Origin of the sequence: Nonomuraea ferruginea (assembly GCF_039540635.1) — a bacterium.
Lineage (GTDB): Bacteria > Actinomycetota > Actinomycetes > Streptosporangiales > Streptosporangiaceae > Nonomuraea > Nonomuraea ferruginea.
In genome coordinates, this window is record NZ_BAABFD010000020.1 from 58657 (window position 1) to 72124 (window position 13468).

The 13468-nt window shown below is 70.3% G+C and carries 15 protein-coding genes; 7 read left to right on the forward strand and 8 right to left on the reverse strand.

Going from position 1 to position 13468, the window contains the following annotated elements:
- The first annotated feature begins 24 nt into the window (after positions 1-24).
- Entirely contained in the window at positions 25-387 is a 363-nt protein-coding gene (locus ABD999_RS32855) for a nuclear transport factor 2 family protein (protein ID WP_261808557.1), read from the forward strand.
- A 48-nt stretch (positions 388-435) separates the two neighbouring features.
- Here ABD999_RS32855 and ABD999_RS32860 read toward each other — a convergent pair whose 3' ends face one another.
- A complete protein-coding gene (locus ABD999_RS32860) occupies positions 436-1641 on the reverse strand; it encodes an alpha/beta fold hydrolase (RefSeq protein WP_222708940.1) in 1206 nt (401 codons plus the stop codon).
- Between ABD999_RS32860 and ABD999_RS32865 the strand changes: the two genes are divergently transcribed.
- Positions 1616-2563: a helix-turn-helix transcriptional regulator gene (locus tag ABD999_RS32865; RefSeq protein ID WP_271276534.1), complete on the forward strand. Its 948-nt coding sequence runs from the start codon at positions 1616-1618 to the stop codon at positions 2561-2563. The two genes, ABD999_RS32860 and ABD999_RS32865, sit on opposite strands and share 26 nt — an antisense overlap.
- Before the next feature lie 75 nt (positions 2564-2638).
- On the opposite strand, the gene ABD999_RS32870 is transcribed toward ABD999_RS32865, so the two are convergent.
- From ABD999_RS32870 to ABD999_RS32880, 3 genes are all read right to left on the reverse strand, one after another.
- Positions 2639-3793, reverse strand: coding sequence for a tetratricopeptide repeat protein (locus ABD999_RS32870; RefSeq protein ID WP_271276535.1), 1155 nt, complete (start codon positions 3791-3793; stop codon positions 2639-2641).
- A gap of 64 nt (positions 3794-3857) precedes the next feature.
- Positions 3858-4337, reverse strand: a complete 480-nt coding sequence (locus ABD999_RS32875; RefSeq protein ID WP_148031645.1) for a hypothetical protein — start codon at positions 4335-4337, stop codon at positions 3858-3860.
- A gap of 66 nt (positions 4338-4403) precedes the next feature.
- On the reverse strand, positions 4404-4976 hold the full coding sequence (locus tag ABD999_RS32880) for a hypothetical protein (protein ID WP_271276536.1): 573 nt from the start codon (positions 4974-4976) through the stop codon (positions 4404-4406).
- Positions 4977-5294: 318 nt separating this feature from the next.
- Between ABD999_RS32880 and ABD999_RS32885 the strand changes: the two genes are divergently transcribed.
- The 3 genes from ABD999_RS32885 to ABD999_RS32895 are packed head-to-tail and all read left to right on the forward strand — an operon-like array spanning position 5295 to position 8478.
- Complete coding sequence (locus ABD999_RS32885) at positions 5295-6428, forward strand: PP2C family protein-serine/threonine phosphatase (protein WP_261808556.1); 1134 nt, start codon at positions 5295-5297, stop codon at positions 6426-6428.
- The gene (locus tag ABD999_RS32890; RefSeq protein ID WP_271276537.1) at positions 6425-8035 is read left to right on the forward strand and encodes a sensor histidine kinase; all 1611 of its coding nucleotides are present in this window, start codon (positions 6425-6427) and stop codon (positions 8033-8035) included. The genes ABD999_RS32885 and ABD999_RS32890 overlap by 4 nt, the downstream gene beginning before the upstream one ends.
- Positions 8032-8478: a response regulator gene (locus ABD999_RS32895; protein ID WP_148031643.1), complete on the forward strand. Its 447-nt coding sequence runs from the start codon at positions 8032-8034 to the stop codon at positions 8476-8478. The genes ABD999_RS32890 and ABD999_RS32895 overlap by 4 nt, the downstream gene beginning before the upstream one ends.
- 6 nt (positions 8479-8484) lie before the next feature.
- Here ABD999_RS32895 and ABD999_RS32900 read toward each other — a convergent pair whose 3' ends face one another.
- Entirely contained in the window at positions 8485-8883 is a 399-nt protein-coding gene (locus tag ABD999_RS32900) for a VOC family protein (RefSeq protein ID WP_148031642.1), read from the reverse strand.
- Between the two features lie 82 nt (positions 8884-8965).
- Here ABD999_RS32900 and ABD999_RS32905 point away from each other — a divergent pair, with 82 nt between their 5' ends.
- Positions 8966-9925 (forward strand): helix-turn-helix transcriptional regulator, encoded by a 960-nt coding sequence (locus ABD999_RS32905; protein ID WP_271280249.1) that lies wholly within the window; start codon positions 8966-8968, stop codon positions 9923-9925.
- A 133-nt stretch (positions 9926-10058) separates the two neighbouring features.
- Here ABD999_RS32905 and ABD999_RS32910 read toward each other — a convergent pair whose 3' ends face one another.
- The 3 genes from ABD999_RS32910 to ABD999_RS32920 are packed head-to-tail and all read right to left on the reverse strand — an operon-like array spanning position 10059 to position 13202.
- On the reverse strand, positions 10059-10718 hold the full coding sequence (locus tag ABD999_RS32910; protein WP_333485753.1) for a response regulator transcription factor: 660 nt from the start codon (positions 10716-10718) through the stop codon (positions 10059-10061).
- A complete protein-coding gene (locus ABD999_RS32915; RefSeq protein ID WP_271280248.1) occupies positions 10712-11785 on the reverse strand; it encodes a sensor histidine kinase in 1074 nt (357 codons plus the stop codon). Before ABD999_RS32915 ends, ABD999_RS32910 begins: the two co-directional genes overlap by 7 nt.
- Position 11786: 1 nt before the next feature.
- Positions 11787-13202, reverse strand: a complete 1416-nt coding sequence (locus ABD999_RS32920; RefSeq protein WP_271280247.1) for an alpha/beta fold hydrolase — start codon at positions 13200-13202, stop codon at positions 11787-11789.
- Positions 13203-13263: 61 nt separating this feature from the next.
- Between ABD999_RS32920 and ABD999_RS32925 the strand changes: the two genes are divergently transcribed.
- The gene (locus ABD999_RS32925) at positions 13264-13446 is read left to right on the forward strand and encodes a hypothetical protein (RefSeq protein WP_271280246.1); all 183 of its coding nucleotides are present in this window, start codon (positions 13264-13266) and stop codon (positions 13444-13446) included.
- Positions 13447-13468 lie beyond the last annotated feature (22 nt).

Below are 13468 nucleotides of genomic sequence, written 5' to 3' on the forward strand. Positions count from 1 at the left end.
GCGCCGGCTGGGAGGGTGGACTTCATGATGGAGGACTTGCGGGACGCCGAGCGCCGACTCCAGGCCGCGCAGCTCGCTGGAGATGCCGAGGCGCTGGATCGGCTTCTGGATGATCGGCTGATCTTCACCTTCGGTGGGAACGTCGCGACCAAGGCGGACGACCTGGAGCTGCACCGCACTCGGGCGCAGGTGATGACGAAGGTGGCCGAGGAGGAGTTGACCGTGCTCGCCGATGGGCACACCGGGGTGACGTGGTTTCTCGGCACCGTCGAAGGGACCGTCTCCGGTACGCCGTTCGCGGCCAGGATGCGCTACACCCGTACGTGGCTGTACGGCGAGGAGCACGGCTGGCGCATCATCGCCGTGCACGCCGGCACGACCGATTGACCTAGCCGACCACCTTCAGTTCGCGTGAAATCTGGGCCTTGTCAAGATTCACTCATGGTGGGTCCGAGGCTCATGCGTGCTGGAGGGCGACGAGCTTCCGGTGACACGAACCGGGTCGCGAGACACTACATCCTGCTGTTCCAGCCACTTGAGGATCGCTTGGTTCGTGTCTTCGGGCTTTTCCTGCTGGATCCAGTGACCGCAGTCCAGGCCGACCACTTCCACGTTGGGCACGAACTCTGTCAGGTTCTCGGACCTCGGGATCGCCAGGTCCCGGTCGCCGTAGATCATGAGGGCGGGCTGTTGGATGATCGGGTTCACGTCCGCCAGCAGACGCCAGTTGCGGTCGAGGTTCCTGTACCAGTTGATGCCGCCCGTGAATCCCGATGATTCGAATGCCGAGACGAAGACGGCCAGTTCGCTGTCGCTCATGACGGGCTCGCCGAGTGGTGTGTCCGCCCTGGCGAGATTCATCAGCGCCATGCCCGGCTCAGGGGCCGCGAAGGGCACGTTCTTGCGGTACATGTTGCGAAGAAATTGGAAGGTGTTGTCGTCGAATACGGCGTCCGCGACGCCCGGCCGCCGATTGAAGTGGACGAAGTAGAAGTCGCCGCCGAGCATGTCTTCCATGAACTCGATCCACGGCCTTTCTCCGCGCTCCTGGTAAGGCAGGCTCAGGTTGATCACCTTGTTCACACGGTCGGGGTGCAACAGGGTCAGTCCCCAGACGACGAACGCACCCCAGTCATGGCCGACGAAGGTGGCGTCTTGGTATCCGTAGTGGTCGAGAAGCGCGACGAGGTCACCCGACAGGTGTTCGATGTCGTAATCCGTCACCTCCGTCGGGCGGGACGAGTTGCCGTAACCCCGCTGGTTCGGTGCGATGACGTGGTAACCGGCCGCGGCGAGGGCGGGCATCTGGTGACGCCAGGAGAAGGCGTGCTCCGGCCAGCCGTGGCAAAGCACGACAGGCTTTCCCTCGTTTTCTCGGCCTGCTTCGAAGACTTCGAGTTCCACACCGTTGACCGGAATAAGGGTGGGCTCAGGAAAATCGGTTGGTTCGAGCATCGCGTGTTCCTCATTGTCTTTGCGGATGATCGGGCGCCGGCGCACCCCTGACAGGCCCGGGTGTTCGCTTGCGGTCGACCTCGCCGGTGAGGTCGTATCGCCATCCTGCCGACCGAAACCGGTCACCCCACGACCGGTTTCGTGTGAGAGTTTTGTCGGCGTGCGAACCGACCGGCTGGTGGCCATCCTTCTGATGCTGCAGCGGCGCGAGCAGGTGACAGCAGCAGAGGTCTCCCGAGAGCTGGAGGTCTCCGAGCGCACCGCCCGCCGCGACCTCGACGCCCTGGCCATGGCCGGGGTGCCCGTCTACTCGGTGCAGGGCCGAGGTGGCGGCTGGCGCCTGGTGGGCGGCGCCCGTACCGACCTGTCCGGATTGACCGCGAGCGAGGCCCGCGCCCTGTTCCTGGTCGCCGGCCCGGCCTCGGCTGCGACGCCGGCCCTGAAAGCGGCTCTGCGCAAGCTCGTCCATGCCCTGCCGGAGCCCTTCCGGACGCAGGCCGAGGCGGCAGCGTCGTCATTGGTCATGGACCCGCAGCGATGGGGGTCGAGCCGGGTCGAGCGCCGACCGCCTCGCTTCCTCGACGAACTCCAGGACGCGGTGATCCGCGGCGTCCAGGTGCGGCTCGGCTACGTCGACCGCGACGGCGCCGAAACCGAGAGAACCGTCCACCCGCTGGGCATCGTCGCCAAAGGCCCGTCGTGGTACCTCGTCTCCACCACCGAGACCGGCCGGCGGACCTTCCGGATCGACCGCGTGTCATCCGCCGACCCGACCGGCGATCCCGTGCACCGGCCCGAGGACTTCGACCTCGCCGAGAGCTGGCGCGAGATCGCCGACGAGGTCGACCGCAAACGAACACCGGTGGAGGTCCAGGCGGTCTGCGCTCCCCACGGGATCGGCATACTCCGGATGGGGCTCGGTGCTCGGCTCGAGGTGGGAGGTTCCACGACCGACGGCCGCATCGAGGTCGTGATCCGCGGCTACGACGAGTACACGCTCGCCGGCGAGCTCGCGGGGCTGGTCGAATGGCTCGAGGTGACCGGCCCTCCGGGTGTCCGAGACCACCTGGCCTCGATCGGCAACGCGCTCGCCGAACGCTACCGCTGAGACCGTCACCTGACCAGACCGAGTACGTCAGAACCGTAGGGTGGTTTGCTCCAATGATCACATCAGGCGGCGGTCTCAGGGTGGTCGGTCGGCGTCGGGTCCTGCGATGTCGGCCGCCTCGGGCGCGCCCACCGAGGTGAACAGGGTGAGGGCGCGTTTCCTGGCGGCGTCGGCGGCGGTCCGGTCGCCGTGGGCCTCGCGCGCGTCGGCGAGCGCCCGGTACGCCCGCCCGCTCCACAGCGGGATGCCGATCGCGTCGAAGATCCCGGCGGCCTCCGTGAGATGGCCGATCGCCTGACGCGGCTGCCCGTTCCGGCAGTGCAGGATGCCGAGCGCGGTCCGGATCCGGCCCTCGGTCAGCGGTTCGCCGAGAGGCCGGTTCAGCGCCAGGGCCTGCCTGAAGAGGCCGGCCGCGGCACCGAGCGCCCCGGTGTTCAGACGGACCAGGCCGAGACCGTAGCGGGCCTCGGCCTCCTCGCGCGGGTCGGCGAGGTCCTCCGCGATCGCGAGCATGTCCTTGAACGCCGACTCGGCCGGTCCCACCTCCGCGGCGGCGAGGTGGAGCTGCCCCAGCCAGTACAGGACCTCGGCGTGCACCCGCCGGTCACCGTCGCGTCCGGCCAGGAGCGCCCGCTCCAGGTGCGGCCTGGCGTGCTCCAGGCGGCCTATCTCCACCAGGAGCTGCCCGAGCGAGCGCAGCAGCAGGACCTCGGCGCCGAGGTCGCCGGAGGCGCGGTGGACCTCCAGCGCCTCCTCGTGCAGCGCGACCGCGTGGTCGTAGCGGCCGAGCATCCCGTCCACGTGCGCCGCCACGCCCAGCGCGTACATCAGGCCCTGCCGCTCGCCGATCTCGCGGAAGAGGCGCATCGACTCCTCCAGCGCCTCGGCCGCGCCGGCGTAGTCGTGCCGGTAGGTGCCCAGCAGCCCGAGCCCCATGAGCATGGTCGCCGTGCCGCGCGCGTTGCCCGCCAGACGGGTGCACGCCAGTGCCGCCCTGAGCGTCTCCTCCCAGTCGTCGTTGTGCCCGCGGGTGAGGAAGAGCGTGTAACCGCTGGCGACCAGGTCCCAGCACAGCTCGTCGAGGCCCGCGGCGGCGGCCTGGTGCACCGCCGTCATCAGGTTGAGCCGCTCCAGGTCGTACCAGGCCAGCGGATCCGCGGGCAGGTCCGGCAGGCCCGCGGTCCAGCGCGGCGCGTCGCTGTGCAAGGTGGCGAAGTCGCCGCCGGACACCGCGATGTGCGCGCGTTCCGTGACCGCCAGCCAGCCGCCGAGCGCCCTGGCGATCGCCGGCCGCTCAGCCGGGCCTGCAGTGCCGGTCCGTACGGGGACGCCAGGTCCAGTTCGGTGTCGTCCTGCCGCGGATGGAAATGGTGAGGCACCCGCCCCTGTTGTGGTCGATGTCCACGAGCGCCCCACGGAAGTCCGACCACCGGCCGCCGCCGGTCGCCTCGTTGCACTTGGCCCTGATGGCCTGGTTGCGGATGTCGCGGCACGCGGGCCGCAGGATGTCGCTCAAGGTCTTCCTGGCGGCGGATTCGACGGAGCGGCCCCGGGCCCGCAGGTTCTTGTAGTGCCCGAGAATGATCGAGGAGACTCCGAGATAACGGCCGCTGCCGTTCCTGTAGAGCGTGATGTCGTATGACTGCGGATCGCCGTACCGCAGGGTCCACTCCCCGACGCGTTTGCCGCCGACGAGGACGTACGACTCGTCCCACTTACACGCCGACGCGACCAGCACCGTGACCATGAGCAGGGGAATGAGTAATCGCTTCATGGCGCCTCCTCAGGGGGTTTCCCCCAGTGTCCGCAGCGGCGTCATAAGCGAGTCATACGACGGCGGTCAGGTGGCGGCCTCCTCACGGCGGCGCTTGGCGAAGTGGCCGCGGCAGTGGGGGCAGCAGAACCCGTACGTGTGTCCGTCCAGCTCCAGCGTGACCGCCTTCTCCTTCGCCACCGTGGCCCCGCACACGGGGTCGACGTAGGTCCCCGGTGGCGCCTCCGCGGGCGCTTCCCGCTTGGCGTCCTCGATCATGGTGAGGACGTCGGACGACCGGCGGACCCGCCCTTCGATGCCGTACCCGCCCTGAGGGACGCCGAAGACGTGCACGATCGCGTCGCCGCCCGGCACGGCGGCGGTGACCTCGGAGATGAGATGCTCGCTCATCTCCTTGGCCCAGGCCGCCGCGTACACGTTCACCACGCACCGCGCCGGACCCGCGGTCACCCAGATCGCGGGCTCGTGCACCACCACGTGGCCGAGCGAGTCGAACAGGGCCAGCACGCCGGGGTCGGCGGCCTCCTCGTCGCCCTCGGTCGCGGCGAAGATCCGGCTGGGCGCCAGCCTGGCGGCGATCTGTCGCAGCTCCTCCTGACCGAACGCGCCCCGGCGGGCGTAGACCTCGATGAAAAGCATGATTGTCCTTCCCGGTGTGGTGTCGTCTCCGAGGCTGCGTGGACGCGCTGTCAGATCACGCACAAGCTCCTGTCAGCCGGCTCCAGAGCGTCCTCCAAGGGACCGTCAGCAGCTCAGAGGAGGATGAACAGGTACGAACAGCCCTTATGCTGAGTCCAGATCGTTACCGGATGGGCCCGCGGTTCACGTGTGATGACCCCTGCTGCGGGCACTGTCCATCGACCGGAAGAGGACGACAGCCACACGGCGCTGTCTGGAGAGGGTGGCGGTGCCGGAATGATCGCTGGGGATCCCCCCGCTCTTCCGCTGGTGCTTTTGGTGGAGGACGACCCCCAAGACGCGTTCATCGTGCGGGAGCTGCTGGAAGACGGCGACCTGTCGGTGCGGCTGGAATGGGCGCGATCGCTGGACGAGGCGCGGCACCTGCTCGCGCGGCAGCGGGTCCAGTGCGTGCTGCTCGACCTGGGCCTGCCCGACGCGCGCGGCCTGTCGGCGCTGGCCGCGATGCGGGAGGCGAGCGGCGACGCCGCGGTGGTCGTGCTGACCGGGCTGGCCGAGGAGCAGGCGGGCCTCGCCGCGGTCACCGCGGGCGCCCAGGACTACCTGGTCAAAGGGCGCGTCGAAGGCGAGTGGCTGGGCCGCACCCTCCGTTACGCGATGCAGCGCAAGCAGGCCGAGCAGGCGGCGGTGGCGCTGCACGCCGAGCGGCTGCGCGCCGAGGAGAACGCCCGCCTGGAGCGCGGCCTGCTGCCGACGCCGCTGCTGCAGCAGATGCCGATCCAGGTGGCCACCCGCTACCGCGCCAGCCGCGTGTCGGGCACGCTCGGCGGCGACTTCTTCGACGTGGTGGAGGACGACGACAAAGTCGTGCACGCGATGATCGGAGACGTCTGCGGCCACGGCCCCGACGAGGCCGCGCTCGGCGTGTGCCTGCGCATCGCCTGGCGCACGCTCGTGCTCAGCGGCGTGACGGGCACCGCCCTGCTGCGCCAGCTGGAGCGCGTCCTGCGGGCCGAGCGCGGCGGCGACGAGATCTTCGTGACCATGTCGACGCTGGCGCTGGAGTCCGACCAGCGCACGGTCCGTGTGTGGCGGGCGGGCCATCCGGGGCTGCTGGTCCACTCCGGCAGCTCGGTCACCTGGGCCGAGCCGGGCATCGGCCCGGCGCTGGGGCTGCCGCTGGAGTCGGAGTGGGAGCCGACCGAGCTGGAGCTGCCCGCGGGCGGCGGGCTGACGCTGTTCACCGACGGGCTGTTCGAGCGCCGGCTGCCCGGCGACGGCATGCGACTGCTGGGTGAGGAGGGCCTGCTCGCGGTGGCGCGCAGGCACGCCCACCTGAACGGAGAGGAGTTCGTGGACGCGTTGATCTCCGGCACCGAGCAGGCCACCGCGCCCGACGCGTCCGCCGACGACGTCGCCGTCGTCCATCTGCGCTGGAAGGAGGAGCAGTGAACGCCAGCACCGCGTGGCGGCGGCTCACCGTCCATCAGTGGTTCCTGCTCGTGCTCGCCGCGATCATGATCGTGGTCATGATCTTCGGCGTGATCGCCGCGGTGATGCTCCAACGCACCACCGACCTGGCGGACGACCTGGTCGACCGCATCTCGCCGGCGCGGATCGAGGCCGCCGAGCTCCAGGGCACCCTGCTCGACCAGGAGACCGGCGTGCGCGGGTTCCTCCTGACGGGGAACCGGCAGCTACTCGAACCGTACGAGCGCGGCATGGCCGACGAGCAGCGCCAGTACGAGCGCGTCGAGGAGCTCGTCCGCGACGAGCCGGAGATCCTCTCCCACCTGCGGCAGATCAGTGAGGCGTCCGCCGCCTGGCGGCGCGACTACGCCGAGCCGCTCGTCGCGGAGCGGCAGGCCGCCAGCCCGATCAGCAACGCGCAGATGGAGAGCGGCAAGCCCGCGTTCGACCGCATCCGGGCGCTGACCGAGACCTTGAACGACAGCCTGGCGCAGAGCCGTCAGCAGGCGCGCGACGAGCTGATCCAGGCGCAGACCCTGCGCAACTGGATGTTCGTCGCCATGATCACGACGTTCCTGGTGGCCGGGCTGGCGATGGCCGTGCTGCTGCGCCGGGCCGTGGTCCGGCCGCTCGACGAGCTGCGCATGGCCTCGCGCGAGGTGGCCGAGGGCAACTTCGACCACCCGATCCCGGCCCACGGACCGGCCGACATCCGCGAGGTCGCGCTGGACGTGGACGCGATGCGTACCAAGCTCGTGGCGGCGCTGGAGACCTCCCGCGAGCACGAGGCGACGCTGAGCACGCAGGCCGCCGACCTCGACGCGCAGGCGGTCGAGCTGCGCCGCTCCAACGCCGAGTTGGAGCAGTTCGCCTACGTGGCCTCGCACGACCTGCAGGAGCCGCTGCGCAAGATCGCCACCTTCTGCCAGCTGCTGGAGAAGCGCTACACCGACGCGCTCGACGACCGCGGCCGGCAGTACATCCGCTTCGCCGTCGACGGCGCCACCCGCATGCAGGGCCTGATCAACGACCTGCTGAGCTACTCGCGGGTGGGCCGGCTGTACGACGCGCGCCGGGCGGTGAACCTCAACCTGAAGCTGGACAAGGCGCTGGACAACCTGGCCACCGGCATCGAGGAGTCGGGCGCGACGGTCGAGCGGCCGGACGACCTGCCGCAGATCACCGGCGACCCGATGCTGCTGACCATGCTCTGGCAGAACCTCATCGGCAACTCCATCAAGTTCCGCCACCCGGACCGCCCGCTGGTCATCCGGATCGACCATGAGCAGGTGGAGGAGAGTGAGTGGCGCTTCTCACTCACCGACAACGGCATCGGCGTCGACCCGGAGTTCGCCGACAAGATCTTCGTCATCTTCCAGCGTCTCCACAGCCGCGAGGCCTACAGCGGCACCGGGATCGGCCTGGCGATGTGCAAGAAGATCGTGGAGAACCACGGCGGACGAATCTGGCTGGACACCGCATACCAGGACGGCGGAATCCGGATCTGCTTTACGCTTCGTTCTGACACGCTCTCCTCGGAGGCCCGCTTCGCGGCCGCCACAGCCAGCTCAGAAGGATCCCGTACATGAGCTCCATCGGACAACCCATCGAAGTGCTCCTCGTCGAGGACGACCCCGGCGACGAGCTCATCACCCGGGAGGCCTTCGAGGACAACAAGATCGGCAACAACCTCCACGTGGTCCGTGACGGCCTGGAGGCGCTCGACTTCCTCTACCGGCGGGGCGGCTACGAGGGCAAGCCGCGCCCCGACCTGATCCTGCTCGACCTCAACCTGCCCAAGTACGACGGCCGTCAGGTGCTGGAGAAGATCAAGGGCGACCCGGAGCTGCGGGCCATCCCGGTGGTGGTGCTCACCACGTCCTCCGCCGAGGAGGACATCCTGCGCAGCTACAAGCTGTTCGCGAACGCCTACGTGACCAAACCCGTCGACCTGAGCCAGTTCATGGCCGTGATCCGGCAGATCGACGAGTTCTTCGTCACCGTGGTGCGGCTGCCGGGCCGCAGCCACTAGCCCGGATCAGCCCACCTGCTCCAGGTAGTGCGGGTTGTACATGACGCCCAGGATGTTGCCGAACGGGTCGACCACGGACCCGGTCACGAAGCCCGCACCCCGTTCGGTGATCTCATGGTGCTCCTTGGCGCCCATCGCCAGCAGCCGCTCGTAGGCCGCCCGCACGTCGTCGACGTGCCAGTACGCGACCACCCCGGCCTGTTCCCCGCCGTGCGGGCGCCAGGCGCTGTCCACGAGGCCGAGCTCGGCCTCGTGGTCGCCGATGCGGAACTCGGTGTAGCCGAGCCGCCCGTCGGGCCCGTTCCGGTGGAAGTACGGCTCGACACCGAGGAGTTCCGTGTACCACCGCTTGGCCGCCTCCAGGTCGTCGGCCCAGTAGCTGATCGTCGCGAGTCCGCGCAACATGTGTTGCCCCTTTCGTTCGGTAGGTACCACGCTAGGAGTCGTTGAGGAACGTGCGTTTCCTCAAGGCTGGCATCATCGGGTCATGCTGGAAACCTCGGTACGGCTGCTGCGGCTGCTGTCGCTCTTCCAGGCTCGCCCCGGCTGGACCGGCGCCGAGCTGGCCGGGCGGCTCGGCGTGACCACCCGCACCGTGCGCAACGACGTCGAGCGGCTGCGCCTCATGGGCTACGAGATCTCCTCGACCACCGGCACCGCGGGCGGCTACCGGCTGGGGGCGGGGGCCGCGCTGCCGCCGCTGCTGCTCGACGACGAGGAGGCCGTCGCGGTGGCGGTCAGCCTGCACGCGGCCGCCGGCGGCACGGTCACCGGCATCGAGGAGACCTCGCTGCGCGCGCTCGCCAAGCTGCGGCAGCTGCTGCCGTCGCGGCTGCGCCACCGCATCGAGGCGGTACGGGACGCGACGGTCTCGGTCACCGGCCGCGGCCCCACCGTGGACGCGGCGACCCTGACCGCCGTCGCCGACGCCGTCCGCGCCAGGGAGACGCTCCGCTTCGACTACCGGGGCCATGACGGGACCGTCAGCACCCGGGCCGCCGAGCCGCACCGGCTGGTCCACACCGGCCGCCGCTGGTATCTGCTGGCCTGGGACACCGCGCGGGGCGACTGGCGGACGTTCCGCGCGGACCGCCTCACCCTCCGCGTCCCCAACGGCCCCCGCTTCACCCCCCGCGAGCTGCCCGACGAGGACGCGGCGACCCGCGTGGTCCGCGGCGCGGGCTCCACCGCCTGGCGCCACCAGGCCAGGGTCCGCCTGCACGCCCCCGTCGGGGTGGTGGCGGATCGGCTCACCCCGGCCGCCGGGCTGCTCACCGCGGACGGCGACGGCGCCCTGCTGGAGACCGGCGGCGACTCGCTGCACGACCTGGCGGGCTTCCTCGGCAGCCTGGGCGTCGGGTTCGAGGTGCTGGACCCGCCCGAGCTCCGCGCCCACCTGCGCGAACTGGCCGCCCGCTACGCGAGCGCGGCCGGGGTCAGCGGCTGAGCGCCGCGCGGGACTCCTGCAGGAACGCCCGTTCCGCCCCGTACGCCCGAGCCGGAAGGGCCGGCCGTCGGGGGTGTACGGGCCGGGCGGCCCGACGTTCGTCCCACGGGACAGGGCTCAAGACGGCGGGCGGTCAAGGAGCTTCGCGGGCGACAAGGCCGTGTTCGTGGGCATAGATCGCGGCGTGCACGCGGCTCCGGAGGCCGAGTTTGGTGAGGATTCGGTTGACGTGTGTCTTGACCGTGCCTTCCCCGATGGTGCACGCGGCGGCGATCTCGCCGTTGCTCAGTCCTCGGGCCAGGAGGCGTAGCATGTGGTGTTCGCGCGGGGTCAGTAGGTCGAGTTCGGGGGTGGCGGGGCGCGGGGACAGCGCGGCGAAGCGGTTGATCAGGCGGCCGGTCACCTGCGGGTCGATCAAGCCCCTGCCCTGGTGCAGCTCGCGGACCGCCGCGACGAGCACGTCGGGATCACTGTCCTTCAGCAGGAAACCGGCGGCCCCGGCGCGCAGCGCGCCGAACAGGTACTCGTCGAGGTCGAACGTGGTCAGAGCGAGCACACGGGGGGCGGATTCGGCGGCGGCGAGGCGGTCGATGGCGGCGATGCCGTCCATACCCGGCATCCGCAGGTCCATCACCACCACGTCCGGCCGGCGCGACAGTGTCTGGTGCACCGCCTCGGCGCCGTCGGCGGCCGACGCGATCACGTCGATGTCGGGTTCGCCGTCGAGGATGAGTCGCAACGCTTCCCGCGCCGCCTCCTGATCATCGGCGACCAGCACCCGGATCGTCACCACGCGTTATCCCTGGGCAGGTCGGCGCGGACCCGCCAGCCGCCCGTTTCGACCGGTCCCACCGACAGGGTGCCGTCGAGCAGGCGCACCCGTTCGCGCATGCCGCGGATTCCCCGCCCCTCGGCCTGGGGCGCTGCGGCCGGGGCGCCGTTGTCGAGGACCTCGATGCGCAGGCCGCGTTCGTCCTGCCGCAGGTGGACGGTGACCTCGGTCGCGTCCGCATGTCGTACGGCGTTTGTCAGCGCCTCCTGGACCAACCGGTAGGCGGTGTGATCGACGGCCGGCGGTAACGCGTACCCGGTCCCGGAGCGGCGCACGGTGATCGTCCGCTCTGAGCAGGTGAGCCGTCCGGCCAGCCGCTCCAGGTCGGCGGCGCCGGGCTGGATGGCGGCCGGGTGCTCGTCGAGTGTCCGCAGCAGGCCGCGTACCTCGGTGAGCGCCGACTGCGACAGGTTCGAGATCGTCCGCAGGGCTTGCTTCGCGGGCGCGTCGCCGGGCGCCCGCCGGGCCGCCGCGGCCTGCAGCCGGATCGCGGTCAGGTGGTGGCCGACGCTGTCGTGCACGTTCCTGGCCAGCCAGGTACGCTCCTCGGCCAGCACGCGCTCCGCCTCGGCCCGCTGCCGCCGCAGTGACTGGTCAGCCTGATCCCGGTGCAGTCGCAGCGCGTAGCCGGTGGCCACGGGCGCGATGCTCATGATCACTATGCTGGTCAGCTCCGGGACACCCTCGCCCCCTATCGTCGCCAGGGTGCCGAGAACCCAGCACGAGGAGACCGTCAGCACCAGGCCCGGGCGCCGCGGGCGGTGGTAGACGGCCGCGCAGAACAGGGACATCGCGATCAGCATCCCCTCCCAGCGGTGCAGTTGCGCCATCCCGACCAGTGCGATCACCGCCGATGTCGCGGCGGCGGTGAGCGGCAGCACCCGCCGAATCAGCAGAGGGAGGCTTACCCCGGCGCTGAAGAGGACCAGGAGCGGCAGGTCGACCGGGACTCGCCACTCCAGTACGGTCAGCAGCGCCGCGGCGGCCGCGGCACCGGCGACGAGCAGAACCTCCCTCAGCCAGTGCATGTCACGATGATGCCGGACCGCAGGTCGTGCCCGCCGGCGGGAGTTGCCCGGTGGTCAGGTAGCGGTGCACCTGGTCGCGTACGCAGAGGTTGCCGCTCCAGTAGAGCGCGTGACCGCCCTTGGCCGGGAGGTAGCAGGCGCCGTCGAGCTGCGCGGCGATTCGGCGTCCGTACGCGGGCGTCGATGTGTCGTCGTACTCGCCGTTGGCGATGAGGATCGGCGGCAGGCCGCGTGGGCGAATGGGATGGGGCGGGTAGGACGTCTTCTTCGGGAGTCCGGCGCACAGGGCGGCCATCGGCCAGGCCGAGGTCCAGCCGATGCGTGGCGTGGTCTTTCTCAGCCGCGCCTCCATGGCCTTGACCTCACGGTATGTGCTCGGGAAGGGGAAGTCGGCGCACATCGTGATCCTGCTGAGGTCCGGGTCGGGCGCCCCGGCGAACGGCTCGGCGAACCGGCTGGCGTCACCCGCGTCCGCCTCGGCCAGGGACTTGGCCAGTCCGGGCCATGTCGCATCGAACGAGACAGCCGCGCGGGACGCGATCAGGGCCGCGTCGGCCGTGGCACCCGCTCCGACACCGGGTGCGGGAATGGGCCGCCTGGCGGCGCGGGCCATGACCTCGTCCCACACCTTGAGCACGTCGCGACCGTACAGCGCGCAACTCCGGTCGGTGGCGCACCAATCGGCGAAGCGGTGCAGGTTGTCTTCCTTGACCTTCGCCCTGACCAGGACCCACCCATCCCACGACCGGTTGGTGTGGTCGATCAGACTGTCCAGGTACATGCGGCCGACGTGGGACGGGAAATACTCGGCGTAGGCCACACCGAGGACGCCGCCATAGGAGTTGCCGAAGTAGTTCAGCTTCCGCTCGCCCAGCGCCACCCGGACCGCCTCCAGGTCGCGGGCCCCTTGCCAGGTGTCCAGGTTGCCCGCGAGCGGGCCGGCGGCTTCGGCGCATCCCGAGGCGAAGCGATGGTTCTGCTTCGTGTACCGGGCGAAGGCGGCGCGACTGGTGAACACCCACTTCCCGTTGGCGGGATACGGCGCCGGATCGGGGCAGCGCACCTCGGTGCTCGCCTCGAACCCGCGCGGGTCGTAGAGCACCACGTCGAACCATCGGGTCAGGTCGGCGAAGGTGCCCTTTGCCTGGCGCAGGATCGAGATCTGCTGGGCGGGACCGCCCAGGTTGAGGACAAGCGTGCCCTTCCTCGTCGCCGGGTCACGTGCGGGAAGCTTGGCGAGCCCCAGCGTGATCTGCTTTCCTCGGGGCGCGGCCCAGTCGGCGGGCACGATGATCCGGCTACATCGCAGGCCGTCTCCGCAGTCCTGCCAGGACAGCCCCGTATCCGCCACCGCGGGCGTCGCCATCGCCACGGGAAGCAACATGGTGCCGAGCACGGCAATGATCGCCTTCTTCATGGCCCTCAGCTTCGCCGAGAGGGCTGCCGCCGGTCGTCCACCTTTCGATAGATCCTTACGCGTGCGCGACGACGTCGAGCGGCCGTACGTCATGGACTACGAGGTCTCCTCGACCACCGGGGACGCAGGTCCAGACGGGCGAGAGGGCGGCGTACGGCAGGCGCGGCGCTGCCTGAACGCGGCGAGGAACGTCTCGGAGACGACGTCGTCGGCCGTCTCGTCGCCGAGCCGGCGGGCCACGTAACAAGGACGGCGTCTGCGACACC

Coding starts and splice junctions, on each gene's coding strand:
- ABD999_RS32855 (WP_261808557.1), top strand. CDS start 25: ATGATGGAGGACTTGCGGGACGCCGAGCGCCGACTCCAGGCCGCGCAG.
- ABD999_RS32860 (WP_222708940.1), bottom strand. CDS start 1,641: ATGGCCACCAGCCGGTCGGTTCGCACGCCGACAAAACTCTCACACGAA.
- ABD999_RS32875 (WP_148031645.1), bottom strand. CDS start 4,337: ATGAAGCGATTACTCATTCCCCTGCTCATGGTCACGGTGCTGGTCGCG.
- ABD999_RS32880 (WP_271276536.1), bottom strand. CDS start 4,976: ATGCTTTTCATCGAGGTCTACGCCCGCCGGGGCGCGTTCGGTCAGGAG.
- ABD999_RS32895 (WP_148031643.1), top strand. CDS start 8,032: ATGAGCTCCATCGGACAACCCATCGAAGTGCTCCTCGTCGAGGACGAC.
- ABD999_RS32900 (WP_148031642.1), bottom strand. CDS start 8,883: ATGTTGCGCGGACTCGCGACGATCAGCTACTGGGCCGACGACCTGGAG.
- ABD999_RS32905 (WP_271280249.1), top strand. CDS start 8,966: ATGCTGGAAACCTCGGTACGGCTGCTGCGGCTGCTGTCGCTCTTCCAG.
- ABD999_RS32915 (WP_271280248.1), bottom strand. CDS start 11,785: ATGCACTGGCTGAGGGAGGTTCTGCTCGTCGCCGGTGCCGCGGCCGCC.
- ABD999_RS32920 (WP_271280247.1), bottom strand. CDS start 13,202: ATGAAGAAGGCGATCATTGCCGTGCTCGGCACCATGTTGCTTCCCGTG.